Below are 24,662 nucleotides of genomic sequence, written 5' to 3' on the forward strand. Positions count from 1 at the left end.
CGCCCCAATGCCATCAACTTAAGCCGCCGGCCCTGGCCTCGGCAGTTACGGCCGGGTTCTTACTGTGTTTCTGCCGCTTGATCGGGGGCCGCGCGCTGCTGACGCCATACGTACAACAGCGAACAGGCAAGCTTGCGGCGGCCAATCGAACGGGCAAACAGGGGTGGCACCTTTCATTCTGTCGTTTGGCGATTGTATTGCGCTGCCGGGCGCTTAAGTTGGATTCCTGGCGTTAACCAACTGCTTGCAAGTCTGCCGCGGCGGGAGTTGCCACGCAGCCTCGCCTGTAGCGAGTTGAAGGGCATTACTTATAGGTTGTTGGGCAGATACCCGTTTGCAGCAGGGCAACGAATTGTTCTACCTGCAGCGGCCGGCTGAAAAAGTAGCCTTGTCCTTCCTCGCATAACTGTTCTTGCAGAAATGCCAGTTGCGACTGTTGCTCCACACCTTCAGCGATTACCCGGTGATTGAGACTGGAACCCATGGCGATCACTGCGCTGACAATGATGCCGGTGCCATCCGTACCGTCGATTTCCTGGACAAACGACTGATCGATTTTGAGCGTATCAAGCGGGAATCGGTTCAGGTAACTCAGGCTGGAGAAACCGGTGCCAAAGCCGTCCACTGCCAGCTGGATGCCCATGTCCTTGAGCTGGTGGAGGATTTCGATACTGGCCTTGGCATCGCGCATCAACACGCTCTCGGCCACTTCCAGTTGCAGGATGCCGGGCGCCAATCCGCTTTCGCTCAAGATGGTGCGAACCCCCGCGATGAAGTCCCGATGGCGAAATTCCTGGGCAGAGATGTTGACTGCAACCGTGGTCGGTCCTGCGCCCGCGGATTGCCAGCGCTTTGCTTGCGTGCATGCCTCGCGCAACACCCAGCGCCCTATTGGTACGATCAACCCACAATCCTCTGCAATCGAGATAAACCGGGCGGGTGATACCAGGCCCCATTGCGGATGCTGCCAGCGCAACAGTGCCTCGGCACCGGTAATGGCACCGCTGCTCAGATTGATTTTGGGTTGGTAGTGCAGGACGAATTGCTGTCGTTCCAGGGCATGGTGCAAATGGCTTTCGATGAGCTGTCGCTCGACCGCCCGCACATTCATGTCTTGGGTGAAGAACTGGTAGTTATTACGCCCCCTGTCCTTGGCTTGGTACATCGCAGTGTCGGCATTTTTGATCAGGGTTTCCGCGTCCCGGCCATCGGCCGGGTAGATGCTGATACCGATGCTGGTGGTGATATGCAGCTCATGTTGGCCAATGACATGGGGTCTGGTCAGCGCGGCGAGAATTTTTTCCGCAGTCAGGGCCGAGTCCTGTGCGTCATGTGCTTCGCTAAGCAGCACCACAAACTCATCACCGCCCTGGCGGCTTACCGTGTCGGAGTTGCGCACGCACTTACTCAAGCTGCGAGTGACAGATTGCAGCAATTGATCGCCAACGGCGTGGCCGAGTGAATCATTAATGTGCTTGAAGTTGTCCAGGTCGAGGAACAGTACGGCCAGGGTCGTGCCCTGACGCTCGGCCAAGCTGATCGCTTGTGCAATACGGTCGTTGAGCAGTACGCGGTTGGGCAGGTTGGTCAAGAAATCGTGTTGCGCCAGGTGGGCCATCTTGATGGTCATGGCTTGGGCGGCGGTAGTGTCATGAAACACGATCACTGCGCCCCTGATCTGCCCGCTGGAGTCGTGAATCGGTGCGGCGGAGTCTTCGATCACAGCCTCGCTGCCATGACGGCTGATCAGTATCGCTCCCGCCGCCAGGAGCTTGGCTTCATTGTGCCGCAGTACCGATTCGATCGGGTTTACCAGCGGCTCGCGTGTCGTACTGCTGATGACCTGCATCACCTCGGCGATGGGGCGCCCGCGGGCGTCTTCGCGCGACCATCCAGTGAGCGTTTCTGCGGCCACATTCAGGTAGTCGACATTGCCCTCCATATTGGTGCCGATAACCGCATCGCTGATCGAATTGAGGGTGATTTCGGCCCGTGCCTTTTCCAGAAAAACACTTTCCTCAACCGCTTTGCGCTGAATGATGTTGCGCAGTGATTGGGGCACCAGGTAGCTGCCAAAGTGGCCTTTGGACAGATAACCCTGCGCGCCTCGCTCTACGGCTTCGATGGCCAGTTCTTCATCATCGGCCTCGCTCAGCGTCATGATCGGCGTCTGTGGGGCGCAGGCGAACAGTTGATCGAAGGTCTCAATGCCTTGACTATCGGGTAGCGACAAGTCGGTCAGGATCGCATCGATGCGGCCGGTCCGCAGGCTCGCCAGGGCGGCGGCCAGGCTTTGCTGCCACTCGAGGATGAATGGGCCGTCCTTGGCTTTATTCAGCACGCTCTGCAGGATTGCGGCATCCTCGGCGGCCGCGGTAATAATCAGTACTCGATGGGGCATGTTGCACATTCACTCTAGTCGAACTGAAAATAACCCATTGTGTTGCACGGGTCCTTGCAGGAGCGGCCCCGCACGCCTCCAGCCTCCAGCATGCCGCGCGACAGCGCAGCGCAATCGCTGATTGAACACGCCTAAGGTCGGTACAAATAGTTGCTTGCATTGAGCCGGTGCAGGGTGCACGGGCGGTCATCGAGTTAAAACTTGAATCCTTCCCGATTATTGTCGCGGGCTGCCTCTCTGTCTTGCGCACGGCCAAAAGCTGGGGTCCGTTGCTCGGGGTTATCCGTGTCAGCGCTTGACCAGTCGTTGTTATCGCGGTTGTCCGGCAGTCCGGAATCGGCTGCTGCATGGGATGTGGAGAAAGACGACTTGTCGAGATTGGCAGTCCAGCTACCGCTCGGCGCTTGATCAGCGATATATGCCGGTTTTTCCGGGCGGTTAGACGGCTTTAGCAATGAGGGGGCAGTGTGCACAACGATCTGGTTATCCACTTCGACCACGCCCTCGACGCCCAGTGCGATGAGCTTGGCCAGGTATTTATTGAGCTGCCCTTCGACCCTGCCGGTGAGCGTGGCTTTGCCGTTGAGTACGCTCACTTCGAGGGTGTTGGCGCGCAAATATTGGCTTTGCGCATAGGCCCGCCACACTTGAGTCTCGCGCCGCGCATCGATGATTTGCTGCGACGATGTGTCTGCGCTGACTACGCTGCTCATGGCCGCTACAGCAATCGTGATCGCCGATGTGAATGCTGACGTGCGCGTATAGGTGGGCATGCTGTTCTCCACAGTGAAGCGGCCTCGAAGCTTGACGCAGCGGGGAGCAGGGTCGTTGTTCCGTAAACCCCCTGACGCTCCAGGCGTTCAGTGGTCAGGAAAGCGCATTGATTGATGCGGTGGCGCAAGAATGAGAAAGAATGAAAATGGCGTCCGTTCGCTAGCGCACTTATGGGGGCCGTAGGCGAGAAAATTCTGCAGTGCGCGCTGCGCTCGTTCTCATGCGTAATGGTGCTGTCAGGTTTGGCTCAAACGGTGGCCGCGGACAGACAACTTCCAAACCTGGCAGCAGACTGGGTTACCATTAATTGTCAGTCGCCTGGCAGCGCGCGTCGCCATTATCCGGCGAGCACCGCGCCCGCCAAGGCCTGGCGAGCAAACGCCGCCAACTGACAACGCTCTCGCCGGAGGCCGAACCCAGGTCTTGTGTGCGCTCTGCAACTCGCCAAGGATCAGTCGTCATGCTCAGCCAACAGACTCCGCTCAACCCCGCGCCACTTTCGCCCGAGCAGCTGCGCAAACTCGATGCCTACTGGGCCGCCAGCAATTACCTGGCGGTCGGGCAAATCTATCTGTATGCCAATCCGCTGCTCAAGCAGCCGCTGACTCTCGAGCACGTCAAGCCACGCTTGCTCGGTCACTGGGGCACCACGCCGGGCTTGAACTTCATCTATGTGCACCTCAATCGGCTAATCAAGCAGCACGAGCTGAACGTGCTGTATGTCGCCGGGCCTGGGCACGGTGGCCCGGCGCTGGTGGCCAATACCTACCTGGAGGGCAGCTACAGCGAGGTGTACCCGCACATCTCCCAGGACGAGCAGGGCATGCAGCGGCTGTTCAAGCAGTTCTCCTTCCCGGGCGGGATTCCCAGCCATGTGGCCGCGGAAACCCCGGGTTCGCTGCATGAAGGCGGCGAGCTGGGTTATTCGCTGTCCCACGCCTTCGGTGCGGCCTTCGATAACCCGGATCTGCTGGTCGCGTGCGTGGTCGGCGATGGCGAGGCGGAAACCGGCGCGCTGGCCACCAGTTGGCATTCCAACAAGTTTCTCAACCCGGCGCAGGATGGCGCGGTGCTGCCGATTCTGCATTTGAACGGCTACAAGATCGCCAGTCCGGCCATCCTTGCGCGGATCCCGCATGACGAGCTGTATGCGCTGTTCTACGGCTACGGCTATGCGCCGTATTTCGTCGAAGGTGACGACCCCGCGAGCATGCACCAGTTGATGGCGGCCACCATGGACGCTGCACTGGCCGACATCCAACGCATTCAGCATGAGGCGCGGGTCAATGGCGTGAGCACGCGGCCACGCTGGCCGATGATCATTCTGCGTTCACCGAAAGGCTGGACCGGCCCGGCGGAGGTCGATGGGCAGACGGTCGAAGGCACCTTTCGCGCGCACCAGGTGCCAATGGGTGAGATGAGCAAACCGGGGCATGTGCAGGTTCTCGAAACCTGGATGCGCAGCTATCGCCCTGAGCAGCTGTTCGATGAAAACGGCAAGCTGTTGGCCGAACTGGCCGAGTTGGCGCCCCAGGGCAAATTGCGTATGGGCGCCAACCCGCACGCTAATGGCGGTGTGTTATTGCGTGAATTGCAGCTGCCGGACATGCGCGACTATGCCGTGGCCCTGGAGCAACCGGGCGCGGTCAAGGCCGAGGCCACGCGGGTGATGGGGCGTTTCTTGCGCGATGTGATGCGGCTCAATCTGGCCAGTAACAATTTCCGCCTGTTCAGTCCCGACGAGAACAACTCCAACCGTTGGCAGGATGTGCTCGACGTCAGCCCGCGCACCTGGATGGCCGAGCAGTTCGACTACGACGACAAGCTTGCGCCTACCGGGCGGGTGATGGAGATGCTCAGCGAGCACCAGTGTCAGGGTTGGCTGGAAGGCTATCTGCTGAGCGGGCGCCACGGCTTTTTCTCCTGCTATGAAGCCTTTATCCATATCGTCGATTCGATGTTCAATCAGCATGCCAAGTGGCTGAAAAGCGCCAATCAAATTGCCTGGCGCCAGCCGATCGCCTCGCTCAACTACCTGCTGTCGTCCCACGTCTGGCGCCAGGATCACAACGGCTCCAGCCACCAGGATCCGGGCTTTATCGACCATGTGCTGAACAAGAAGGCCGAGATCGTGCGGGTCTACCTGCCGGCCGATGCCAATTGCCTGCTGTCGGTCACCGACCATTGTTTGCGCAGCCGCAACTACGTCAACGTGGTGGTCGCCGGCAAGCAGCCCGAGGCGCAGTGGCTGGACATGGACGCCGCCATCGCCCATTGCCGTGCCGGCATCGGCGTGTGGTCGTGGGCCAGTAATGAACAGGGTGGCGAACCGGATGTGGTGCTGGCCTGCGCCGGCGATGTGCCGACCCTGGAAGCCTTGGCGGCGGTGCAGTTGCTCTGGGAGCATTTCCCCGCGCTCAAGGTGCGGCTGATCAACGTGGTCGACCTGATGCGCCTGCAGCCGGCCAGCGAACACCCGCATGGCTTGCCCGACGCCGACTTCGATGCGCTGTTCACCACGGATAAACCGATCATCTTTGCCTATCATGGCTACCCAACGCTGATCCACCGCCTGACCTACCGCCGGCACAATCACGCCAACCTGCATGTACGCGGCTTCAATGAGGAAGGCACGACCACCACACCGTTCGACATGGTGGTGCTCAACCAGCTGGATCGTTTTCACCTGTTTGCCGAGGTGGTCGCACGCTTGCCGCAACTGGCTGAACAGGCCGCTGCAGCCCGGCAATTTGTCGATGCCAAGTTGCTGCAGCATCGCCGGTATATCGAGGAACACGGCGAAGATCTGCCGGAGATTCGCCAGTGGCGCTGGCTGGGCAAGGCGCAGTGAGCGGCAACAGAGCCTGACAGCCTGTACACATTATTCAGGGAGATTATTTTGAGTTCACGTATTCATCCTTTGGCCGGCAAGCCGGCACCAGCAGACATGCTGGTCGATATTGAGCAACTGCTGGCCGCTTATTTCGACCTGCAGCCTGACCCCAGTGTGGCGGCGCAGCGCGTGGCCTTCGGCACGTCGGGGCATCGCGGCAGTTCGCTGGCCGCCAGTTTCAACCAGTGCCACGTACTCGCCATCAGCCAGGCGATTTGCGATTACCGCAGCGCGCAGGGCATCGATGGCCCGTTGTTTATCGGCGCGGACACCCACGCGCTGTCGCAGCCGGCGCTCGACACGGCGCTGGAAGTGTTGGCCGCCAATGGTGTGCAGACCATGATCTCCGCTGGCGGCGAATTCACCCCGACCCCGGCGATCTCTCATGCCATTCTGGTGCATAACCAGGGTCGTAGCACGGGCCTGGCCGACGGCATCGTGATCACCCCATCACACAACCCGCCGGACAGCGGCGGTTTCAAATACAACCCGTGCAATGGCGGCCCTGCCGACAGTGACATCACCAACTGGGTGCAGAACCGCGCCAATGCCTTGCTCGAGGGCGGCCTCAAGGCGGTCAAGCGCATGCCGCTGGCCCTGGCGCGTCAGGCGGCCAGCACGCATGAATACGATTACCTGGCGGCCTATGTCGGCGACCTCGGTAGCGTGATCGATTTTTCGGTGATTCGTGCTGCCGGCCTGCGTATAGGCGTCGATCCGCTGGGCGGCGCGGGCGTGCATTACTGGTCGCGCATCGCCGAGCAGTACGCCATCGACCTGCAGGTGGTCAGTCAGGTGATAGACCCGCAGTTCGCCTTCATGAGCCTGGACTGGGACGGCCAGATCCGCATGGACCCCTCATCGAGCCATGCCATGCAACGGCTGATCGGGCTCAAGGATGGCTACGACATCGCCTTTGCCTGCGACACCGATTATGACCGCCACGGCATAGTCGCGCCGAGTGTCGGCTTGCTGCCGGCCAACCACTTTCTCAGCGTGGCCATCGATTACCTGTTTCAGCATCGTCCGCAGTGGAGCGCTACCGCAGCGGTAGGCAAGACCCTGGTCAGCAGTGCCATGATCGATCGGGTCAGCGCCCGTCTGGGCCGACCCATGCAGGAAGTGCCGGTGGGCTTCAAGTGGTTTGCCGGCGGGCTGTTCGACGGCTCGCTGGGTTTTGCCGGTGAGGAAAGCGCCGGCGCCACCTTCCTGCGCCGCGATGGTCGGGTCTGGACCACCGACAAGGACGGCATGGCGCTGGCTTTGCTGGCGGCGGAAATGACTGCCAACTGTGCTCGCGATCCCGGTGAACTGTACCGCGGCCTGACCGAGGAATTCGGCGCGATAGTGGCCGACCGCGTCGATGCGCCGGCCACCCCGGTGCAGAAAAAAGCCCTGAGCCAACTCTCGCCGGAGCAGGTGCGCAGCACCCAACTGGCTGGCGATGCGATCACTCAGGTGCTGGACAAGGCGCCGGGCAATGGTGCGGCGATTGGCGGGATCAAGGTGATCAGCGACGGCGGCTGGTTCGCCGCCCGACCTTCGGGCACCGAGGACATCTACAAGATCTACGCCGAGAGCTACCGCGACCAGGCGCACCTGCAGCGGATTCTTGGCGAGGCGCAGCAGATCGTCGATGTGGCGCTGAGCAAGGATTGAGCGCGTGTGAAAAAACGCTCGCCTACTGCGATCGCCCCCTAGCGTCCGCTGCTGGCGCGGCCGCAGAGATGGGGTCGCGCCAGCGCTCAAGCAGGTAAAAACTGCACGCTCACGGCAAACCCGTCGGGTTTTCCGGGTGCCGGCGAAGCAAACAGCAGGCTGGCGCCCACCCCCTGGGCGATAGTCTTGGTAATCGCCAGGCCAAGTCCCGATCCTTGCGCCTGGCTGTTGCCGCGCACAAAACGGCCACTCAGTTGCGCCAGCAGCGCCGGGGGAACCACCGGGCCTGCATTCACCACCTGTAGCAGGGCGGTGCTGGACAGACTCACCTCGATAGCCTGAGCGCTTGCGCCATGTTTCATGGCGTTCTCGATCAGGTTGCGCAGCAGAATGGCAAAGGCGTCCGGATCGATTGTCACGCGCACCGCCTCGGTGCTCGGCAACTGCAGCTGCAGACGCATGCCGGCGGTGCGGCGCAGGTCATCGACAACATGGGCGAGCAACGGCAGCAGGTCTTGCGGCGTCTCGGACAACAGGCCAGCGCCTTCGGCCTTGGCCAGTTGCATGAGTTTTTCTGAAAGTCGTGTCAGCTCGCGCAGTGACGCCTCGACCTGCGCGGCTCGTTCTTGCAGCGGACCTTCGGGGGCTTCGCGGCGCAGGCGTTGCACCTGAGCCAGGGTCGCCGCCAGCGGAGTGCGCAATTCATGGGCGCTGTTGGCGGTAAAGCTGCGCTCGGCCTCCAGCGCTCGGCGCAGTCGCTCCATCAGGTGGTTGACGGCGTCCGCCAGCGGGTTGATCTCGGCGGGTAACTGCGCCGCTTTGATCGGCGACAAATCACCGGCCCCACGGGTCTCGATGGCGTGCCGATAGGCCAGCACACTGCGCAGGCTCAGGCGCACCCATAGCCAGGTGCCGAGCAGGCTGAGCGGAATCAACAGCAGCAACGGCAGCAGCAGTGCCAAGGATGTTTCCCAGGCTGCCTCGCGGCGATGCGCCAGTGGCTCGGCGACCTCGATGAATACAGTTTCGCGCAGCGCGCTGGCAGCATAAAGGCGGTGCGTGGCGGTCGTGGAAAAGCCCTCGCGCGGCTGCGCATTGAACAGTGCCGGGTCGGCATCATGGGATTGCAGTAGGGTAGTGCCGTGGTTATCGCGCACCAGGTAAGTCAGGTACTCGTTGTGTGCTTGCAGCGAGGCAATATGCTGCAGCGCGTCAGGCTCCTCACGACTGACAATCTCGAGGACGGCCAAAGGCAGAATCCGCTGCGCGGTTTCCTCCAGGGCACTGTCGAAGGCTTCACCCAGCTCATGCTGCACAACCATGCCGGCGATGGCCGTGGCGATCAGCCAGAGCAGGGTAATACCCAGGGTCAGACCCAGCCCCAGGCGTTTTTGCAAACTGGCGCCAGCGTTCATTTCGCCCCCAGCCGATAGCCCATGCCGCGCACGGTTTCGATCAGCTCGCGGCCCAGTTTCTTGCGCAGGCGGCTGATGTACACCTCGATGGTATTGCTCTCGATTTCGGCGCCGAACGCGTATAGGCGTTCTTCAAGCTGCGATCTCGACAGCAGGGCGCCGGGACGCTGGATAAAGGCTTCGAGCAAGGCCCACTCGCGCGCCGTCAGATCCACGCCCATGCCGGCGCGCGCAACGCTGCGCGCAGTCAGGTCGATGTGCAGTTCGCCCAGCTGCACCTGCGGGTTGGGGTTGCCACTGTAGCGACGCGCCACTGCGGCGACTCGCGCGGACAGTTCGAACAGGTCGAAGGGCTTGACCAGGTAATCGTCGGCCCCGGCATTCAAGCCGGCGATCCTGTCGGAGATCTGATCGCGGGCGGTGAGGATGATCACCGGGGTGGCATCGCCCGCGCTGCGGCGCTGGCGCAGAAAGTCCAGACCACGCCCGTCTGGCAGCATCAGGTCGAGCAAGATCAGGTCGTAGGCGGTCGAGCGTACGCTCGCTTCGGCATGCGCGAGCCGTTGCACCCAATCCACCGCATGGCCGTCATCGACTATCTGTTCGCGTACAGCGTCGCCCAACCCTGGCGAATCCTCGACCAGCAATACCCGCATGTCACACCTCTTGTGCTCAGTGGCTGGGCTGCAGATTAACGGTTGTACCTGAAGGCAACCTGAAGGGCGGCCCTTCAGGTTGCCGTCAGAAAGCCGCGCTAGGGTAAGCCACACATGCCCAGGCAGGAGGAAACATCATGAACGCTGCGTTTTTTGTAAGTGTCGCGCTACTCGGTGCGCTGGTGAGCGGCAACGTGCTGGCCAGCGACGATTGTGTAGAGCCGGTAGCCGACTGGCAGCCGCGCGAGGTACTGCGCCAGCAGGTCGCGCAGTACGGCTGGACCGTGCAACGGATCAAGGTCGACGACGGCTGCTACGAAGTCCGTGGGATCGATCGCTGGGGTAACCGCTTCGAGGCCAAATTCGCCCCCGCCTCGTTGTCGATTCGCACCCTGGAAGTTGACTTCAGGCCCGACGGCGATGCCGCCGAATACCTGCAGAGCACTCAGTAAACCCAGTGTCCCGCCTACGCAACTTGCGGCAGCGCATTCAGCGTGCTGTCAGCTCTCGGCGCTAGGGTAGGGCCATAACCATTGAGCCGGAGATACACGATGAAACCCTTTGCCATGAAAAAGATTGCCGCCGCTGTTTGTCTGGCCGGCGCCATTGTGCTGCCAGGCGTTGCCCTGGCCCGCGAAGTGACCTTGACCACCGAGCTGAAAAGTTATCGAGGTAACGATGCCTACCTGGCGTTCTACCTCACCGATGCAGATGGCCAGTACCAGAGCACGCTCTGGGTCGCTGGCAAGAAGGCCAAGTATTACAAGCATCTGCGCGATTGGGCGCGTGGCAGCGGTTTGAGCGCCAGTGAGTTCGACGGCGTCACCGGTGCCAGTGTTGGCAGTGGGCAGACCCTGACAGTAACGGTTGAGCTGGCCGATGCGCTGATCGATGCCGGATATGAAATACGCGTGGACAGTGCGGTCGAGGACAAGCGCGATAACGGCGCTGAGATCAAAGTGCCGCTGACCAGCCAGGGTGCCGGCCAGCCAGCCAGCGGCAGCGGCTATATCGAGTCCTTCAGCTACGACCTGTAATCCACGTCCAGAGGAGGCACACCATGCTACGCCAGCTTCATTCACTGCCCGGCCTGTTTGCCGCTCTGCTGGTCATGTTGCTGGCGCTCAGCGGTGCAGTGCTGTCGATCAGTCCGGCGCTGGATCGGCTCGCCGCCAGCGTGCCAGCTGCCGGCCAGATCAGCGTCGCCGAGTTGGCAGGGCGGGTGGCGCAGCACTATCCGGGCGCCGAGCAACTGCAGCGCAGACCTTCCGGCACGCTCATCGTTTATTACAGCGAGCACGGCCAGGCCGGTGCAGTACGCATTGACCCGCGCACCGGGCAAGGTATTGGCGCCTATGCCCCGGCGGATTTCTTGCCCTGGATGAAGGAGCTGCATCGCTCGTTGTTGCTCGATACCCCGGGGCGTGCGGTCTCCGGTGTTGCCGCGCTGCTCATGCTGCTGCTGTCGATCACCGGGGCCGCCTTGCTGGCCAAGCGCCTGGGTGGCTGGCGCCTGATGCTGCGCCCATTGCATGGCGGCTTCAGCCAGCGCTGGCATGCTGAAGTTGGCCGCCTGGCGGTGTTGGGTCTGCTGCTGTCTGCGCTGAGCGGGATCTATATGTCGGCGGCGACCTTCGGCCTGATTGCCGATGGCATGCAGCGTGAACCCGACTTTCCGCAAGCAGTGGACGCGGGTCCTGCTGCTTCGGTGGCAAGCCTGGCGGCGCTGCGGGCTACCGATTTGAATGACCTGCGCGAACTGGTGTACCCCAATCCAAACGATTCCAGCGATGTCTATTCGTTGCGTACCGCCCAGGGCGATGGCTATGTCGATCAGGCCAGTGGTGCGCTGCTGTCTTACCAGGCGCATGACACCGCGCGTCGCACCTATGAGTTGATCTACCAGTTGCACACCGGGGAAGGCCTTTGGTGGCTCGGTCTGCTGTTGGGCGTATGTGCGCTGAGCGTGCCCCTGCTGAGCGTTACCGGCGCGCGGCTCTGGTGGCTACGCCGCCAGGCCATGCCGCGGCTGGCCAATAACTGCGGCGCGCAATTGGCCGATACGGTGATTCTGGTCGGCAGTGAAAGCAACAGCACCTGGGGTTTTGCGAAAACCTTGCACGACGCCCTGCACCAGGCTGGCCTGCGCGTGCACACGGCGGCAATGAATCAGCTGGCGAGCGAATACCGCCACGCGCAGCGCCTGTTTATCCTCACGGCAACCTATGGCGATGGCGATGCGCCGGCTTCGGCCCGGCAATTTCTGGCGCGGCTGGCCAAGACTACGCTCAGACCCGGGACAGGTTTCGCCGTGCTGGGCTTTGGCGATCGACAATTCCCGCAGTTCTGTGCGTTTGCCAAGGCGACTGAAACGGCTCTGCTTGAGCGGGGCTGGCCGCGGTTGCTGGCGCTAGAGACCATCGACCGTCAATCCACTCAGGCGTTTGCCCGTTGGGGCCATGCAGTCGGCCAGTTGCTCGGTCAGGAGCTGGCGCTGGTGCACACGGCCGTGCGTCCGCGCTGTCAGTCCTGGCAGTTGGTGGAGCGGGTTGAGTATGGCGAACAGGTGCAGGCGCCTACCAGTGTGTTGCGCTTCAAGGCGGCAGCGCCGGTGGGTAAGGTCGGCTGGCTGAAGCGCAGGCTCGGGGCTAATGCCCTTGGCCATTTCGAAGCCGGCGATCTGCTTGGCATCGTGCCGCCGGGCAGTCCTGTGCCGCGCTTCTATTCGCTGGCCAGTGGTTCGCGTGACGGGGTGCTGGAAATCTGTGTGCGCAAGCACCCCAATGGCCTGTGTTCCGGGTTTCTGCATGGCATGCCCCTCGGCGCCAGGATGGACGCCTTTATCCAGCCCAACCCGGATTTCCGTCCGGCCTCGGGTAAGGCCCCGGTGATCCTGATTGGCGCGGGCACAGGCATCGGGCCCTTGGCCGGCTTTATCCGCAATAACCACGCCAGGCACCCGATGCACCTGTACTGGGGCGGGCGCAATCCGGCTTCCGATTTTCTCTATGAGCCAGAACTCAACGACTACCTGGCAGATCGGCGCTTGACCCGCCTGAATGCGGCTTTTTCACGGGTCAATGACTGCAGTTATGTACAGGATCGGATCATTGGCGATGCCTTGCAGATACGCCAGCTGATTGCAAAAGGCGCGCAGATCCTGGTCTGTGGCAGCCGCGAGATGGCGAAGAGCGTGATGCAGGCGCTGGATCAGGTGTTGCTGCCGCTCAACCTCAATGTGCTGACGCTCAAAACGCAGGGACGATACCGTGAAGATGTCTACTGATACTGCCGCGTTGCAGCGCTACAGCCTCAACGGCGCAACCATGGGCACGCGCTACAGTGCCCTATTCTTCGCCGCGCCAGGGTTGGATGAAGTGGCTATCGCGGCCAGCCTGTTCGCCGCTGTTGACCAGGTGGACCGGCAGATGTCCACCTGGAAAGCCGACTCGGATCTGAGTCGGCTGAACGCCGCGCCCGAGCAGCAATGGCTGGAGATCCCGAAAGAACTGCTCAGCGTGCTGACGATGGCGCTGCGCATCGGCCGCCAGTCCAATGGCGCGTTTGATATCGGCGTCGGCGACCTGGTAAATACCTGGGGTTTTGGCCCCGTCAGGCAAGTACCGACCGATTTACCGGCACAGCGGCGGCGCCAGTCAGCGGCAGAGCTGCTGGAGATCGATCAACTGCACCGCCGTGTGCGTAAGCGCGCAGCGATCACCCTGGATCTGTCAGGCATCGCCAAAGGCTTTGGCGTCGACCAACTGGCCCGCTGCCTTGCTGGCTGGGGCATTAGCCGTTACCTGGTCGGGATCGATGGCGAAATGCGCGCCTGCGGCCTGAAAGCGGATGGGCAACCCTGGGCGATTGCCGTCGAGAAGCCAGTGCGAGGTGTGCGCGAAGTCATGGGCGTGATGGAGCTCAGCGATGTCGCCATCGCTACCTCGGGTGATTATCGGCACTGGGTCGAGATTGCCGGTAAGCACTATGCCCACAGCATGCATCCCGCGTTGGGCGCGCCTGTCTGCAACAAGCTGGCGGCGGTAACGGTGCTGGCATCCAGCTGCATGCTCGCCGATGCCTGGGCGACGGCATTGCTGGTGCTGGGTGAGGTGGCCGGGCTTGCACTGGCAAAGGCGCGCGGTATGGATGCGTTGTTCGTCGTGCGCGGTGATCAGGGTTTTCGCCAGCTGTCCATTGTCGGTGGACAGCTGCAGGCGTAACTCCGGCGACCATGACCGGTTGGCCCTCAGCTCTCGGTAAGGGTCATCAGGATGTCGGCATACCAGGTGCAGTTGAGCCCGAGTGCTTCGTCCAGTTGCAGGTCGCGAGTGCCCACATCGAGGCGCGCCGAGTGCACGCCCAGGAGCATCCATGGCAGATCGCCAAGGCCATTCTCCGGGGTGTCGGCGACGCGCGTGACCACGGGCGCGCCGCTGATGCCGCGGTGGGTGCGCGCATCGCTGAGAAAGTAGCCTTTGCTCTGAAAACGCAAGCCGAACGACGAGGCGATCACCGCCTGGCGTACCACCGGCATGTGGTGCAGCGTGTCGTGGAAACCCAGAGGGAAGCCGACCACCAGCAGGGAGGTGCCGACCTCGACCTCGGCGGTCGGACCATACAGGTGTTCAGGGGTAAAGGCGCGGTAGAGCGCGTTTGGGGGCAAGGCGGCGCGATCCAGTTCGATCATCGCCACATCGATTTCCCCGGTGGTGTCCAGGCCCTGGCGCCACAGGCTTTCGCCGTCGCGGTAGAGCGGAATCGAAATGCCGATGGACTGGGCGAGATTGTCCGGGTCGGTATGCAGTTCGATCTCGATGCGATCCGGGAAGTGCTGATTTTGCGCGTCGATCATCACGTGCCGGCTGGTCACCAGGAACAGGCGCTCGTCGCGGGCGAAGAAAAAGCTGCTGGCATTGGTCAGCTGCTGTTGCTCGTTGAAGGTGCACAGGCGGGCTGCGGTGAGCAGCAAAGGTTCGATGATCATGCTGTCCTTGGATTATCCGGGTTGGCTGCTGCAGCGGCGCTTAGCTGGAGGGCTCTGGGGGCTGCGGGAAGCGGGTGGCTGTGTCTGTCCTGAGGCAAGCGTACGCCACCCTTTGCATGCCTGATAGGCGCATTATCAAGTTATGCATGGGCGATGCCATCACAGCCCAGTGCCGGCTTGTGCTCCTTGATCCGGCCCTGGCTGGCACGCCGCGCCACTGAACTATCGAGTAAGGCCTGCAACAGGCGCTGGAAGCGCAATGCCTCGCCGGCGGTTAACCCGGCCGGGACTGCCCTGGATCATCATCGCTGGCAGCCGTTCGGTTATATTTTGCGGTACTGAATACAACAAGGCCCTATCTCTATGCTCGATCAGCAGACCCAGGCAGTCGACGTGGTCATCATCGGCGGTGGTCAGGCGGCGTTGTCTGTCGCCTATTTCCTGCGACGTAGCGAACTGTCCTTTGTCATCCTCGATGGTGAACCGGCCCCAGGTGGTGCCTGGCGTCATGCCTGGAATTCGCTGCGGCTGTTTTCGCCGGCGACCTGGAGCTCGATCCCCGGCTGGATGATGCCGCCGATGGCGCAGGGTTATCCGACCCGCGAGCATGTGATCGATTACCTCAGTCAGTATGAGCAGCGCTATCAATTTGCGCTGCAGCGCCCGGTCTGGGTCGATGCCGTGCAGCGCACGGGCACCGGGCTGCGGGTGCAGGCTGGTGAGCGTTACTGGGACGCCAGGGCGGTGGTCAGTGCTACCGGCACCTGGCGTAACCCGTTTATCCCGGTGTATCCGGGGGCCGAGTTGTTTGCTGGCGAACAACTGCATTCCGCCGACTATGTCGAGCCGCAGGCGTTTGCCGGCAAGACAGTGCTGGTGGTCGGTGGCGGCAATTCAGGGGCACAGATTTTCGCGGAAGTGTCTACGGTCGCCAATGCCACCTGGGTGACGCCGAGCGAGCCGCTGTTTCTGCCAGACGAAGTCGATGGGCGGGTGCTGTTCGAGCGCGCCACCGCGCGCTGGAAAGCCCTGCAGGAGGGGCGAACTATTGAACAGCCGGTTGGTGGTCTGGGTGATGTGGTGATGGTGCCGCCAGTGGTCGAAGCGCGCGAGCGCGGCGTGCTCAAGGCAGTGCGGCCATTCACCCGTTTCACCCCCACTGGCGTGGTCTGGGCCGACGGTACGCAGGCACAGGTGGATGCGGTGATCTGGTGCACCGGTTTTCGTCCGGCACTGGCTCATCTGGCCACGCTGCAGGTGCTCAATGAGCAAGGTACGGTGGATGTCGAGGGCACTCGTTCACTCAAGGAGCCTCGGCTCTGGCTGGTCGGTTATGGCGAGTGGACGGGCGCAGCCTCGGCCACCTTGATTGGTGTTACCCGCACCGCGCGCTCTAGCGCCGCAGAAATCGTCGAGGCCTTGCAGCCATGAGCATGGGCGCGGCTTACCCCGTCGCTACAGCGCACCCGTGCAAGTAAGGTGAATGCAGGTATCCCAGGAATAATCCCGTGCTTGTCTGTTGTCGCGAGTGGCGTCGCCCCAGTTCAATCCCGTGATGGCTGCAGTCGCGGGTTAGGCAATGCAGTAGAGGATTATTGATGGCGTTTTTCGGCTGGTTGAACGATCAATTGCTGCGCATGGACTGGCTGGCCTATCTGGTACGCCTGCTGCTGGAAGAGGGTTTTGGCCTGGATACGCTGAGCCGGGTTGGTGCCAGCCTGCATTTCTTCATCTACGACGTGATCAAGATCTTCATCCTGCTCGCGGTGCTGATCTTCAGCATCTCCTGGGTGCAGAGCTATTTTCCGCCGGAACGTACGCGGCTGATTCTGGGGCGCATGCGCGGTGTGCGCGGCAACCTGATGGGCGCGCTGCTTGGCACCATCACGCCGTTCTGTTCGTGCTCGTCGATTCCCTTGTTCATCGGCTTTACCGGCTCGGGCTTGCCGTTGGGGGTGACCTTTTCCTTCCTGATCTCTTCGCCTCTGGTCGACCTGGCGTCGGTAATCCTGCTGGCCAGTATCTTCAATTGGTCGATTGCCATCGCCTATGTGCTGGTCGGGATCGTCCTGGCGGTGCTCGGCGGCAGCCTGATCAGTCAGGCCAGGATGGAGCGTTATGTCGAGGGGTTCGTGCTGCACAGCAAGATTCTCGACCTGCCGCCGACGCAACTGACCCGGCGTGACCGCCTGCGATTCTCCTGGGAGCAAGTGTGCGACGTGTTCAGCCGTGTCTGGCTGTATGTGCTGATTGGCGTGGGCATCGGCGCCGCTATCCACAACTGGATTCCGCAAGAACTGATCAGCAGCTTGATCGGCGATGCCAACTGGTGGTCCGTGCCCTTGGCCACGCTGGTCGGCGTGCCCATGTATGCCGATATCTTCGGCACCCTGCCGATTGCCGAGGCGCTGGTGGCCAAGGGCGTTGGCCTCGGCACTGCGCTGGCCTTCATGATGGCGGTGACGGCGCTGTCGTTGCCGTCGCTGATCATGCTCAAGAAAGTAGTCAAGGGGCCGCTGCTGGCGCTGTTTTTTGGCATCGTCCTGGTCGGCATCGTCCTGATCGGCTATCTGTTCAATAGCTTTGCCTATTTGTTCATCTAACCTGCAAGGTGCATCGCCATGATTATCAAGATTCTCGGTAGTGGCTGTAAGAAGTGCGTCAGCCTGAGTGAAAACACGCATCAGGCATTGCGCAATCTAGGTCTGCAGGCCGAGGTGCTCAAGGTCACCGATTTTGCTGAAATCGCTGCCTTCGGGGTCATGTCGACGCCCGCTCTGGCGATCGACGACAAGGTGGTGTCGGTCGGTAAGGTGCTGAATGCCGGTGAGATAGCGGCCTTTCTGCAAGCCCAGTGATGCAAACTGCCAGGTAGTTCGTATTCAGCACGGGCTAGCCATCAACCAGCAGAGGAGCGCGACCCATTGGAATTCAAGGATTACTATCAGGTTCTCGGCCTGGACAAGAGCGCCAGCGAGGCTGAGATCAAGAAGTCCTACCGCAAGCTGGCGCGCAAGTATCATCCGGACGTGAGCAAGGAAGCGGATGCCGAGCTGCGCATGAAGGACGTCAACGAGGCCTACGCAGTACTCGGCGACCTGGAAAAACGTGCCGCCTACGATCAGTTCGGCAGCCGCTACCGCGATGGTCAGGAGTTCCAGCCACCACCGAACTGGAATGGCGGTTCTGGCTTTTCCGGCGCCGACATGGGCGAGTACAGCGACTTTTTTGCCAACCTGTTTGGTCAGTCTGGCCAAGGCCGTGGCGGGCGTGCCGGGCCACGACCACGGCGTGGTCAGGACCATCACGCCAAGATCGTCATCGACCTGCGTGATGCCTATGAGGGTGCGCCACGCACCATCACATTGCGTGGTGAACGGGCCGATGCCCAAGGCCGCGTGAGCGTGCAGGAGCACAGCCTCACTGTGCAGATCCCCAAGGGCGTGAGGGAGGGCCAGCAGATCCGCTTGGCCGGTCAGGGCAGCCCGGGCAGCGGCGGCAGCGCAGCGGGGGATTTGTTCCTCGAGGTGCATTTCAAGCCGGATCCGCACTACCGCGTAGATGACCGTGACGTGTACCTGACCCTGCCAGTAACCCCGTGGGAGGCCGCCTTGGGCGCCAGCATCGAGGCGCCAACCCCATCGGGCAAGGTACAGGTGAAAATACCCGCCAATTCGCAGAGTGGCCGCAAGTTGCGCCTCAAGGGCCGCGGTATTCCCGGCGCGCCGGCGGGCGATCTGTATCTGCTGCTGGAGATCGCGCTGCCGCCTGCCGACACCGACAAGGCGCGGCAACTCTATGAAATGATGGCGCGGGAGATGGCCTTCAACCCGCGCCTAGCCATGGGAGTCTGAGCCATGCCACGCATTGAAATTGTCACCGGTATTGTATTGGACGAGGTTGACCTCGATGAGCTGGCCCAGGCCTGCTCGGTCGATGCGCTGTGGATCGTCGAGCGGGTCGAGGCCGGGCTGCTCGGCGAAGTCGCCCAGCCGCAGCGCTTCAGCAGCGCCGAACTACTGCGCGCCCAGCGCCTGCTGGCGATCGAGCGCGATTTCGATGCCAACCCCGAACTGGCTGCCCTGGTGGTGGATCTGATCGAGGAAGTCGGGCGGCTCAAGGGCCGACTCAGGGCCGCGGGCATCGACGACAAGTAGCCGCGGCTGGGCTTTCCGAGTGCAGGGGTGAGTTCGCGCAATAAGACTCACAGAATCGGTTGTGAGCCGGCTTGGCTTCGCTGATTGTTCCTGCTGGCGAGCAGGAGGTTATCGCGTAAGTGACTGCAGTGCCTGAGCAGGTTGTTCATGGGCGTGGTATCGACGGCAATCTTGAGCGCTAATTCTTTATTCCAATACTTCAACAATAGTTGTAGTGTTGGAGCATGGAAAAGATAACCGCCACCAGCATCTTCGAATCCCTCTCATCCGGCCTGCGCCTGGATGTGTATCGGCTATTGGTCAAGCAGGGCAGCGCAGGTCTGGTCGCCGGCGAGATAGCCGCGACCCTGGATGTGCCGCCGACCAATCTTTCGTTCCACCTCAAGGCGCTGACCCAGGCCGGGTTGCTGTCGGTGCAGCAGGAAGGTCGTTTCCAGCGCTATCGCGCCAATATCCCGCTGATGCTGGACCTGATCGCCTACCTCACCGAGGAGTGTTGCGCCGGTAACCCGGAGCAATGCGCCGGCCTGCGTGCCCAGTCCAGCTGCGCGCCTGCAGTGCTGCCACCGCTGACCTGAGTCAACGTTGAGCATGAGACGCTGTGCTCTATTTCATTCGACAACGTTTCAATAATTGTTGGAGAGTTAAAGTGAAGGCCATTGAGGTTTTTGATCCTGCCCTCTGTTGCAGCACCGGCGTGTGTGGCATCGATGTCGACCAGGCGCTGGTCAGTTTTTCGGCTGACGTGGCGTGGGCCAAACAGAACGGCGCGCAGATCGAGCGTTTCAATCTGGCCCAGCAGCCGCTGATGTTTGCCGAGAACGCCACGGTCAAGGCCTTCTTGCAACGCTCTGGCCAGGAGGCGCTGCCGCTGATTCTGCTTGACGGCGAAGTAGCTCTGGAGGGGCGCTACCCGAATCGTTCCGAACTGGCGCGCTGGATAGGCGTTAGCGAGTCTGCCGAAGTCGAACCGCAAACTGCTTGCTGCCCTGGCAGCCGCTGCTGAGCTCAGGAGAGCCTCATGCAATTTCTCGATCAACCACCACGCTTTCTGTTTTTTACCGGCAAGGGCGGGGTGGGCAAAACCTCGATTGCCTGCGCCACTGCCGTGCGCCTGGCTGCCGAAGGTAAGTCCGTGCTGCTGGTGAGTACCGACCCAGCCTCCAATGTTGGCCAGGTATTCGGCGTCAGCATCGGCAATCGGATCACCCGCATCCCTGCGGTGGCGAACTTGTCGGCACTGGAAATCGACCCGCAGGCGGCTGCCCAGCTGTATCGCGACCGCATCGTCGGTCCGGTGCGCGGCGTGTTGCCCGAAGACGTGGTGAAGAGCATCGAGGAGCAGTTGTCCGGTGCCTGCACTACGGAAATTGCCGCCTTCGACGAGTTCACCGCGCTGCTCACCGATGCGGCGTTGACCCAGGACTACCAGCACATCATCTTCGATACCGCGCCCACCGGGCACACCATTCGCCTGCTGCAACTGCCCGGCGCCTGGAGTGGTTTTCTCGAAGACGGCAAGGGCGATGCCTCCTGCCTCGGCCCACTGGCCGGCCTGGAAAAGCAGCGCAGCCAGTACCAGGCCGCGGTAGAAGCCCTGGCCGACCCACGGCGAACTCGCCTGGTACTGGTGGCCCGCGCACAGGCCTCGACCCTGCGCGAAGCTGCGCGTACCCATGAGGAACTGGCCGCGATTGGCTTGCGCCAGCAGTACCTGGTGATCAATGGCGTGCTGCCCGCTGCCGAGGCGGCAGAGGATGAGCTGGCTGCGGCGATTTACACCCGCGAACAGGCGGTCATTGCGGCGATTCCTGGCGTGTTGCAGGCGCTGCCCCGTGACCAGATCGCGCTCAAGGCATTCAATCTGGTGGGGCTCGACGCGTTGCAGCACCTGCTCGATAACGACGCACCGCCGATTGCCGCCGCGGATCTGCAACAAGCACCAGCGCTGGATGCGCCAACGCTGGCGGCGATGGTCGATGAAATCGCCGCCGACGGCCATGGCCTGATCATGGTGATGGGCAAGGGCGGGGTGGGTAAAACCACCCTGGCTGCGGCCGTCGCGGTCGAGCTTGCGCAGCGTGGCCTGCCAGTGCACCTGACCACCTCGGACCCGGCTGCGCATCTGAGCGAAACCCTCAGCGAAGCCCTGGACAACCTGCGGGTCAGTCGCATCGATCCCCATGCAGAAACCGAACGCTACCGTCAGCAGGTGCTGCAGAGCAAAGGCGCCAAGCTCGACGCCCAGGGCCGAGCCATGCTCGAAGAAGATCTACGCTCGCCCTGCACCGAGGAAATCGCCGTGTTCCAGGCCTTCTCGCGGATCATCCGCGAAGGCGGCAAGCAGTTCGTGGTGATGGATACCGCACCGACCGGCCACACCTTGCTGTTGCTCGACGCCACCGGCGCCTACCACCGCGATATCGCCCGGCAGATGGGCGACAAAGGGGTGCATTTCACCACGCCGATGATGCAGCTGCAGGACCCCAGACAGACCAAGGTGCTGCTGGTGACCCTGGCCGAAACCACCCCGGTGCTGGAGGCGGCCAGCCTGCAGGACGACCTGCGCCGTGCCGGTATCGAACCCTGGGCCTGGGTCATCAACAACAGCATCGCCGCTGCCACCACCCGTTCCCCACTGTTGCTGCAACGCGCCGCCAACGAGCGCCACGAGATCGCTGCCGTGGCCAATCTGCACGCCCGCCGTTATGCCCTGGTGCCGCTGCTCAAGCACGAGCCGGTGGGCATCCGCAACCTGCGCGCGCTGGCGCATAGAGAAGAGGTTTGAGTATGAGTGCGACACAGCCGATTGGCTTTTTCGAGCGCTACCTGTCGGTCTGGGTGGCGCTCTGTATCGCCGCCGGGATTGGCCTGGGCAGCCTGTTTCCACAGCTGTTCCAGAGCATGGCCAGCCTTGAGTACGGTTCGGTCAACTTCATCGTCGCGGTGCTGATCTGGCTGATGGTCTACCCGATGATGGTGTCGGTGGACTTCTCCAGCCTCAAGCGTATTCACGAACGGCCCAAGGGGCTGATCATCACCCTGACGGTCAATTGGCTGATCAAGCCGTTCACCATGGCCGGCCTGGGTGTGTTGTTCTTCCATTATTTCTTTATCGACTTGATCGACCCGACTGACGCCAGCCAATACATCGCCGGTTTGATCCTGCTCGGTGCCGCGCCCTGTACCGCCATGGTCTTCGTCTGGTCGCAACTGACCCGCGGCGACGCCACCTACACCCTGGCCCAGGTGGCGCTGAATGACGTGATCATGATCTTCGCCTTCGCCCCGCTGGTTGCCCTGCTGCTTGGGGTTACTGATATCGAGGTGCCCTGGGCAACCTTGATTCTCTCGGTCGGGCTCTACGTGCTGATTCCGCTGATCGCCGGGGTGTTCACCCGCCTGAAACTCAGTGCCGGCGCCCGCAGCGCCGTCGAAGCGGAGCATGCGGTTACGCGCTTCAATGCGCGGGTCAAACCCCTGTCGGTGCTCGGCCTGCTGGCTACTGTGGTGCTGCTGTTCGGTTTTCAAGGGCAGATCATTCTCGATAAGCCGCTGCTGATTGCCTTGATTGCCGTGCCCTTGCTGATTCAGTCCTACGGCATTTTTGCCATCGCCTACGCGGCGGCGCGGCTATGGAAGGTGCCCTTTAATGTGGCCGCGCCCTGCGCCCTGATCGGCACCTCGAACTTCTTCGAGCTGGCGGTGGCGGTGGCGATCGGTTTGTTCGGCCTCAACTCCGGCGCCGCTCTGGTCACCGTGGTCGGGGTGCTGGTGGAAGTGCCGGTGATGCTGTCGCTGGTGGCCTTTGCCAACCGCACTCAGGGCTGGTTTCCCAAGGAAGCCGTGAAGATAACGCCCACCGCCTCGGCAGTCCCTGCTCCAGGAGAACAAACCAATGTTTGAGAAAGCACTGATCGCGCTTGATCTGTCGCCAGCCTAACAGCCGATTCTCGCGTGCCTGCCAGCGCTACAGCAGTGGTCGCTTGTTGCACGGCAAGCCTCCAGTGAAATCGCCGGGCGACCGGTGTTGATGGTTCCCTGAAGCAATCGGAGAGCGCGTTGTGATAAGCAGAATCCTGTTTTTATGTGTCGCCAATTCATCCCGCAGCCAGATGGCCGAAGGCTTGGCACGCCAGCTTCTGGGCTCAGGTGTCGAGGTGCTGAGCGCCGGCTCACAGCCCTCCCGGGTCAACCCCCATGCCATCGCCGCCATGGCGGATGCTGGCGTCGATATCAGCCAACAGACATCGAAATCGGTGGACACCATCGACCCAGCCAGCATTGACCTGGTGGTGACCCTCTGCGCCGAAGAGGTCTGCCCGATTCTGCCGGGCAAGGTGAAGCGCCTGCATTGGCCCATCGTCGACCCGGCCGGTGAACATGCCGAACTGAGCGAGGAACAGATCCAGGCGCGCTTCCGCACTGCGCGCGATCAGATCAAGGTGCGTATCGAGATATTGGCGGGTCTGCTCAACGTGCCAGAAGGGCCGCAGTCAAAGGAGTTTCACGGCAGTATCCGAGTCAATAATCTGCCTGAAAGCGTGCGTTTTTATGCCTGGCTACTGAATACTTGGCCCAAGGAGTGGACACACCGCTATGCCACGTTTATCCGGCCGGACCTGAACCTGAACTTCGTGCTGCTGGTCGCCGACGACCACAGCCTGCATCACGACACTCTCTATCACCTGGGTATCGGCGTAGCAGATCGCCAGGCTGTAATCGAGGCCTATGCGCGGGCGATCAACGCTGATGCCCATATCGAGAAACCGCCACGCACCACCTGGAAGGGTACGCCCCTGCATGAGCTGTGGTTGAAAGACCCGGACGGTACCCTGATCGAGGTCTATGCCCGGCTCAGCGATGCCGAGCTTGCACTGAAACCGCAGGATGAAGCGCCGGTGTTTCTGGTGGAGGGAACGGCGCCAAGGCCATAGTCGAGTCATACCTCTGCGCCTGTGGGCGTTTCTCAACCCTGGTGCGGTTTTCCTGAGGCCTTAGTCATCCGGCGTTCTCCGGGTGCGTCCTGTCTGGGGCATGCCGTTACTGGTCGAGGCAATGCCATTGACGCCTGGCCAGGGCAGTGTGCCGCTTACTCTTCAGGGGCCCAGGGATGGGTTGTCTTGCATTGATTCAGCCGGTCGCAGACCGTCGTCGGTCGACGGCTGAGGCTCTGAAACAGGCGGGTTGCAGAGCATTGATCGACGTATCGGCATGCTTTGGCTCGGGCGTATGCTCCGCGATTGTGTTGATAGCTTATGCAAAGAAAACGCCCTGGCTTCTGTGAACCCTCCAGTCCCGAGAGCTGCCATGACCAAGCCGCTGCTGCCCCTGTGTGAAAACGACGCGCGCTCTATCTCGACTGCTGCTGCCCTGGCCGGGGTTTCGATCGAGACGCTGAACAGCCGCTGCTTCTGCATCAGCCTGGATGCCGCGGCGCTGCGCGATGCCCTGGAATCGACCCTGGGCCAGCCGGGGCTGTTCGAGCTGGTGCAGCAGCGCTGTCCCTATCTGTTTGCCGCCCATCCGGTGTTTATTGCCCCGGCGCACTTGCAGCGCATGGCCGCGGTGATTCGCGCCATCGAGTCGGTGGTGGCGCTGCCGGCCTATCGCGAGCGGGTCTTGTCGCGCTCGCCGGCCATCGCGGCGCATGATCCGGGCGGTGCCAAGGGGGTGTTCTTCGGCTACGACTTCCATGTCGCCGACGACGCTTTCGGCCT

Annotated in this window: 22 protein-coding genes; 17 read left to right on the top strand and 5 right to left on the bottom strand. The window is 61.9% G+C overall.

Annotation, left to right across the window (positions count from 1 at the left end; translation table 11 throughout):
• Positions 1-304: 304 nt before the first annotated feature.
• Together Q7J44_RS18735 and Q7J44_RS18740 are read right to left on the bottom strand one after the other, a co-directional pair.
• Complete coding sequence (locus Q7J44_RS18735; protein ID WP_304882528.1) at positions 305-2,401, bottom strand: bifunctional diguanylate cyclase/phosphodiesterase; 2,097 nt, start codon at positions 2,399-2,401, stop codon at positions 305-307.
• 194 nt (positions 2,402-2,595) lie between these two features.
• Positions 2,596-3,174 carry a BON domain-containing protein gene (locus tag Q7J44_RS18740; protein ID WP_304882530.1) on the bottom strand — a complete coding sequence of 193 codons (579 nt, stop codon included), beginning with the start codon at positions 3,172-3,174 and terminating at the stop codon, positions 2,596-2,598.
• Positions 3,175-3,635: 461 nt separating this feature from the next.
• Here Q7J44_RS18740 and Q7J44_RS18745 point away from each other — a divergent pair, with 461 nt between their 5' ends.
• Both Q7J44_RS18745 and pgm read left to right on the top strand, forming a co-directional pair.
• Positions 3,636-6,026 carry a phosphoketolase gene (locus Q7J44_RS18745; RefSeq protein ID WP_304882532.1) on the top strand — a complete coding sequence of 797 codons (2,391 nt, stop codon included), beginning with the start codon at positions 3,636-3,638 and terminating at the stop codon, positions 6,024-6,026.
• A gap of 48 nt (positions 6,027-6,074) precedes the next feature.
• Positions 6,075-7,727, top strand: a complete 1,653-nt coding sequence (gene pgm, locus Q7J44_RS18750; protein ID WP_304882534.1) for a phosphoglucomutase (alpha-D-glucose-1,6-bisphosphate-dependent) — start codon at positions 6,075-6,077, stop codon at positions 7,725-7,727.
• An 86-nt stretch (positions 7,728-7,813) separates the two neighbouring features.
• On the opposite strand, the gene Q7J44_RS18755 is transcribed toward pgm, so the two are convergent.
• Entirely contained in the window at positions 7,814-9,142 is a 1,329-nt protein-coding gene (locus tag Q7J44_RS18755) for a HAMP domain-containing sensor histidine kinase (RefSeq protein ID WP_304882536.1), read from the bottom strand.
• Positions 9,139-9,798: a response regulator transcription factor gene (locus Q7J44_RS18760; protein WP_304882538.1), complete on the bottom strand. Its 660-nt coding sequence runs from the start codon at positions 9,796-9,798 to the stop codon at positions 9,139-9,141. The genes Q7J44_RS18755 and Q7J44_RS18760 overlap by 4 nt, the downstream gene beginning before the upstream one ends.
• A gap of 137 nt (positions 9,799-9,935) precedes the next feature.
• Between Q7J44_RS18760 and Q7J44_RS18765 the strand changes: the two genes are divergently transcribed.
• The 4 genes from Q7J44_RS18765 (at position 9,936) to Q7J44_RS18780 (ending at position 14,021) form a co-directional block, all read left to right on the top strand.
• Positions 9,936-10,250 (top strand): PepSY domain-containing protein, encoded by a 315-nt coding sequence (locus tag Q7J44_RS18765; protein ID WP_304882540.1) that lies wholly within the window; start codon positions 9,936-9,938, stop codon positions 10,248-10,250.
• A 114-nt stretch (positions 10,251-10,364) separates the two neighbouring features.
• Complete coding sequence (locus Q7J44_RS18770) at positions 10,365-10,835, top strand: DUF2271 domain-containing protein (RefSeq protein ID WP_304882585.1); 471 nt, start codon at positions 10,365-10,367, stop codon at positions 10,833-10,835.
• A gap of 23 nt (positions 10,836-10,858) precedes the next feature.
• Complete coding sequence (locus tag Q7J44_RS18775; RefSeq protein ID WP_304882542.1) at positions 10,859-13,084, top strand: PepSY domain-containing protein; 2,226 nt, start codon at positions 10,859-10,861, stop codon at positions 13,082-13,084.
• The gene (locus tag Q7J44_RS18780; RefSeq protein WP_304882587.1) at positions 13,074-14,021 is read left to right on the top strand and encodes an FAD:protein FMN transferase; all 948 of its coding nucleotides are present in this window, start codon (positions 13,074-13,076) and stop codon (positions 14,019-14,021) included. The genes Q7J44_RS18775 and Q7J44_RS18780 overlap by 11 nt, the downstream gene beginning before the upstream one ends.
• Before the next feature lie 26 nt (positions 14,022-14,047).
• Here the strand turns inward: Q7J44_RS18780 and Q7J44_RS18785 are convergent, their stop codons facing one another.
• The gene (locus Q7J44_RS18785) at positions 14,048-14,785 is read right to left on the bottom strand and encodes a serine protease (RefSeq protein WP_304882544.1); all 738 of its coding nucleotides are present in this window, start codon (positions 14,783-14,785) and stop codon (positions 14,048-14,050) included.
• Between the two features lie 363 nt (positions 14,786-15,148).
• Between Q7J44_RS18785 and Q7J44_RS18790 the strand changes: the two genes are divergently transcribed.
• The 11 genes from Q7J44_RS18790 to Q7J44_RS18840 form a co-directional block, all read left to right on the top strand.
• Entirely contained in the window at positions 15,149-16,216 is a 1,068-nt protein-coding gene (locus Q7J44_RS18790) for an ArsO family NAD(P)H-dependent flavin-containing monooxygenase (protein WP_304882546.1), read from the top strand.
• A 167-nt stretch (positions 16,217-16,383) separates the two neighbouring features.
• Positions 16,384-17,388: a permease gene (locus Q7J44_RS18795; protein WP_304882547.1), complete on the top strand. Its 1,005-nt coding sequence runs from the start codon at positions 16,384-16,386 to the stop codon at positions 17,386-17,388.
• Between the two features lie 18 nt (positions 17,389-17,406).
• Positions 17,407-17,643, top strand: coding sequence for a thioredoxin family protein (locus tag Q7J44_RS18800; protein ID WP_304882549.1), 237 nt, complete (start codon positions 17,407-17,409; stop codon positions 17,641-17,643).
• 66 nt (positions 17,644-17,709) lie between these two features.
• Positions 17,710-18,639 (top strand): DnaJ C-terminal domain-containing protein, encoded by a 930-nt coding sequence (locus tag Q7J44_RS18805; protein WP_304882551.1) that lies wholly within the window; start codon positions 17,710-17,712, stop codon positions 18,637-18,639.
• 3 nt (positions 18,640-18,642) lie between these two features.
• Entirely contained in the window at positions 18,643-18,942 is a 300-nt protein-coding gene (locus tag Q7J44_RS18810) for a chaperone modulator CbpM (protein WP_304882553.1), read from the top strand.
• 224 nt (positions 18,943-19,166) lie between these two features.
• Entirely contained in the window at positions 19,167-19,520 is a 354-nt protein-coding gene (locus Q7J44_RS18815; protein ID WP_304882555.1) for a helix-turn-helix transcriptional regulator, read from the top strand.
• Between the two features lie 71 nt (positions 19,521-19,591).
• Positions 19,592-19,948, top strand: a complete 357-nt coding sequence (gene arsD, locus Q7J44_RS18820; protein WP_304882589.1) for an arsenite efflux transporter metallochaperone ArsD — start codon at positions 19,592-19,594, stop codon at positions 19,946-19,948.
• A 15-nt stretch (positions 19,949-19,963) separates the two neighbouring features.
• Positions 19,964-21,730: an arsenical pump-driving ATPase gene (gene arsA, locus Q7J44_RS18825; protein ID WP_304882557.1), complete on the top strand. Its 1,767-nt coding sequence runs from the start codon at positions 19,964-19,966 to the stop codon at positions 21,728-21,730.
• 2 nt (positions 21,731-21,732) lie between these two features.
• Positions 21,733-22,848, top strand: coding sequence for an ACR3 family arsenite efflux transporter (gene arsB / locus Q7J44_RS18830; protein WP_304882559.1), 1,116 nt, complete (start codon positions 21,733-21,735; stop codon positions 22,846-22,848).
• A 158-nt stretch (positions 22,849-23,006) separates the two neighbouring features.
• Complete coding sequence (locus tag Q7J44_RS18835) at positions 23,007-23,879, top strand: VOC family protein (protein ID WP_304882561.1); 873 nt, start codon at positions 23,007-23,009, stop codon at positions 23,877-23,879.
• A 373-nt stretch (positions 23,880-24,252) separates the two neighbouring features.
• The coding region (locus Q7J44_RS18840; RefSeq protein ID WP_304882563.1) for a hypothetical protein at positions 24,253-24,662 on the top strand (410 nt) is incomplete at its 3' end.

This window comes from Pseudotabrizicola sp. (assembly GCF_030656345.1).
GTDB lineage: Bacteria > Pseudomonadota > Alphaproteobacteria > Rhodobacterales > Rhodobacteraceae > Pseudotabrizicola.

Bases quoted from the DNA above. Each gene is read 5' to 3' on its own strand.
- Q7J44_RS18735 (WP_304882528.1), bottom strand. From the start codon at position 2,401: ATGCCCCATCGAGTACTGATTATTACCGCGGCCGCCGAGGATGCCGCA.
- Q7J44_RS18740 (WP_304882530.1), bottom strand. From the start codon at position 3,174: ATGCCCACCTATACGCGCACGTCAGCATTCACATCGGCGATCACGATT.
- Q7J44_RS18745 (WP_304882532.1), top strand. From the start codon at position 3,636: ATGCTCAGCCAACAGACTCCGCTCAACCCCGCGCCACTTTCGCCCGAG.
- Q7J44_RS18755 (WP_304882536.1), bottom strand. From the start codon at position 9,142: ATGAACGCTGGCGCCAGTTTGCAAAAACGCCTGGGGCTGGGTCTGACC.
- Q7J44_RS18760 (WP_304882538.1), bottom strand. From the start codon at position 9,798: ATGCGGGTATTGCTGGTCGAGGATTCGCCAGGGTTGGGCGACGCTGTA.
- Q7J44_RS18765 (WP_304882540.1), top strand. From the start codon at position 9,936: ATGAACGCTGCGTTTTTTGTAAGTGTCGCGCTACTCGGTGCGCTGGTG.
- Q7J44_RS18770 (WP_304882585.1), top strand. From the start codon at position 10,365: ATGAAAAAGATTGCCGCCGCTGTTTGTCTGGCCGGCGCCATTGTGCTG.
- Q7J44_RS18775 (WP_304882542.1), top strand. From the start codon at position 10,859: ATGCTACGCCAGCTTCATTCACTGCCCGGCCTGTTTGCCGCTCTGCTG.
- Q7J44_RS18780 (WP_304882587.1), top strand. From the start codon at position 13,074: ATGTCTACTGATACTGCCGCGTTGCAGCGCTACAGCCTCAACGGCGCA.
- Q7J44_RS18785 (WP_304882544.1), bottom strand. From the start codon at position 14,785: ATGATCATCGAACCTTTGCTGCTCACCGCAGCCCGCCTGTGCACCTTC.
- Q7J44_RS18790 (WP_304882546.1), top strand. From the start codon at position 15,149: ATGCTCGATCAGCAGACCCAGGCAGTCGACGTGGTCATCATCGGCGGT.
- Q7J44_RS18795 (WP_304882547.1), top strand. From the start codon at position 16,384: ATGGCGTTTTTCGGCTGGTTGAACGATCAATTGCTGCGCATGGACTGG.
- Q7J44_RS18800 (WP_304882549.1), top strand. From the start codon at position 17,407: ATGATTATCAAGATTCTCGGTAGTGGCTGTAAGAAGTGCGTCAGCCTG.
- Q7J44_RS18810 (WP_304882553.1), top strand. From the start codon at position 18,643: ATGCCACGCATTGAAATTGTCACCGGTATTGTATTGGACGAGGTTGAC.
- Q7J44_RS18815 (WP_304882555.1), top strand. From the start codon at position 19,167: ATGGAAAAGATAACCGCCACCAGCATCTTCGAATCCCTCTCATCCGGC.
- arsA (WP_304882557.1), top strand. From the start codon at position 19,964: ATGCAATTTCTCGATCAACCACCACGCTTTCTGTTTTTTACCGGCAAG.
- arsB (WP_304882559.1), top strand. From the start codon at position 21,733: ATGAGTGCGACACAGCCGATTGGCTTTTTCGAGCGCTACCTGTCGGTC.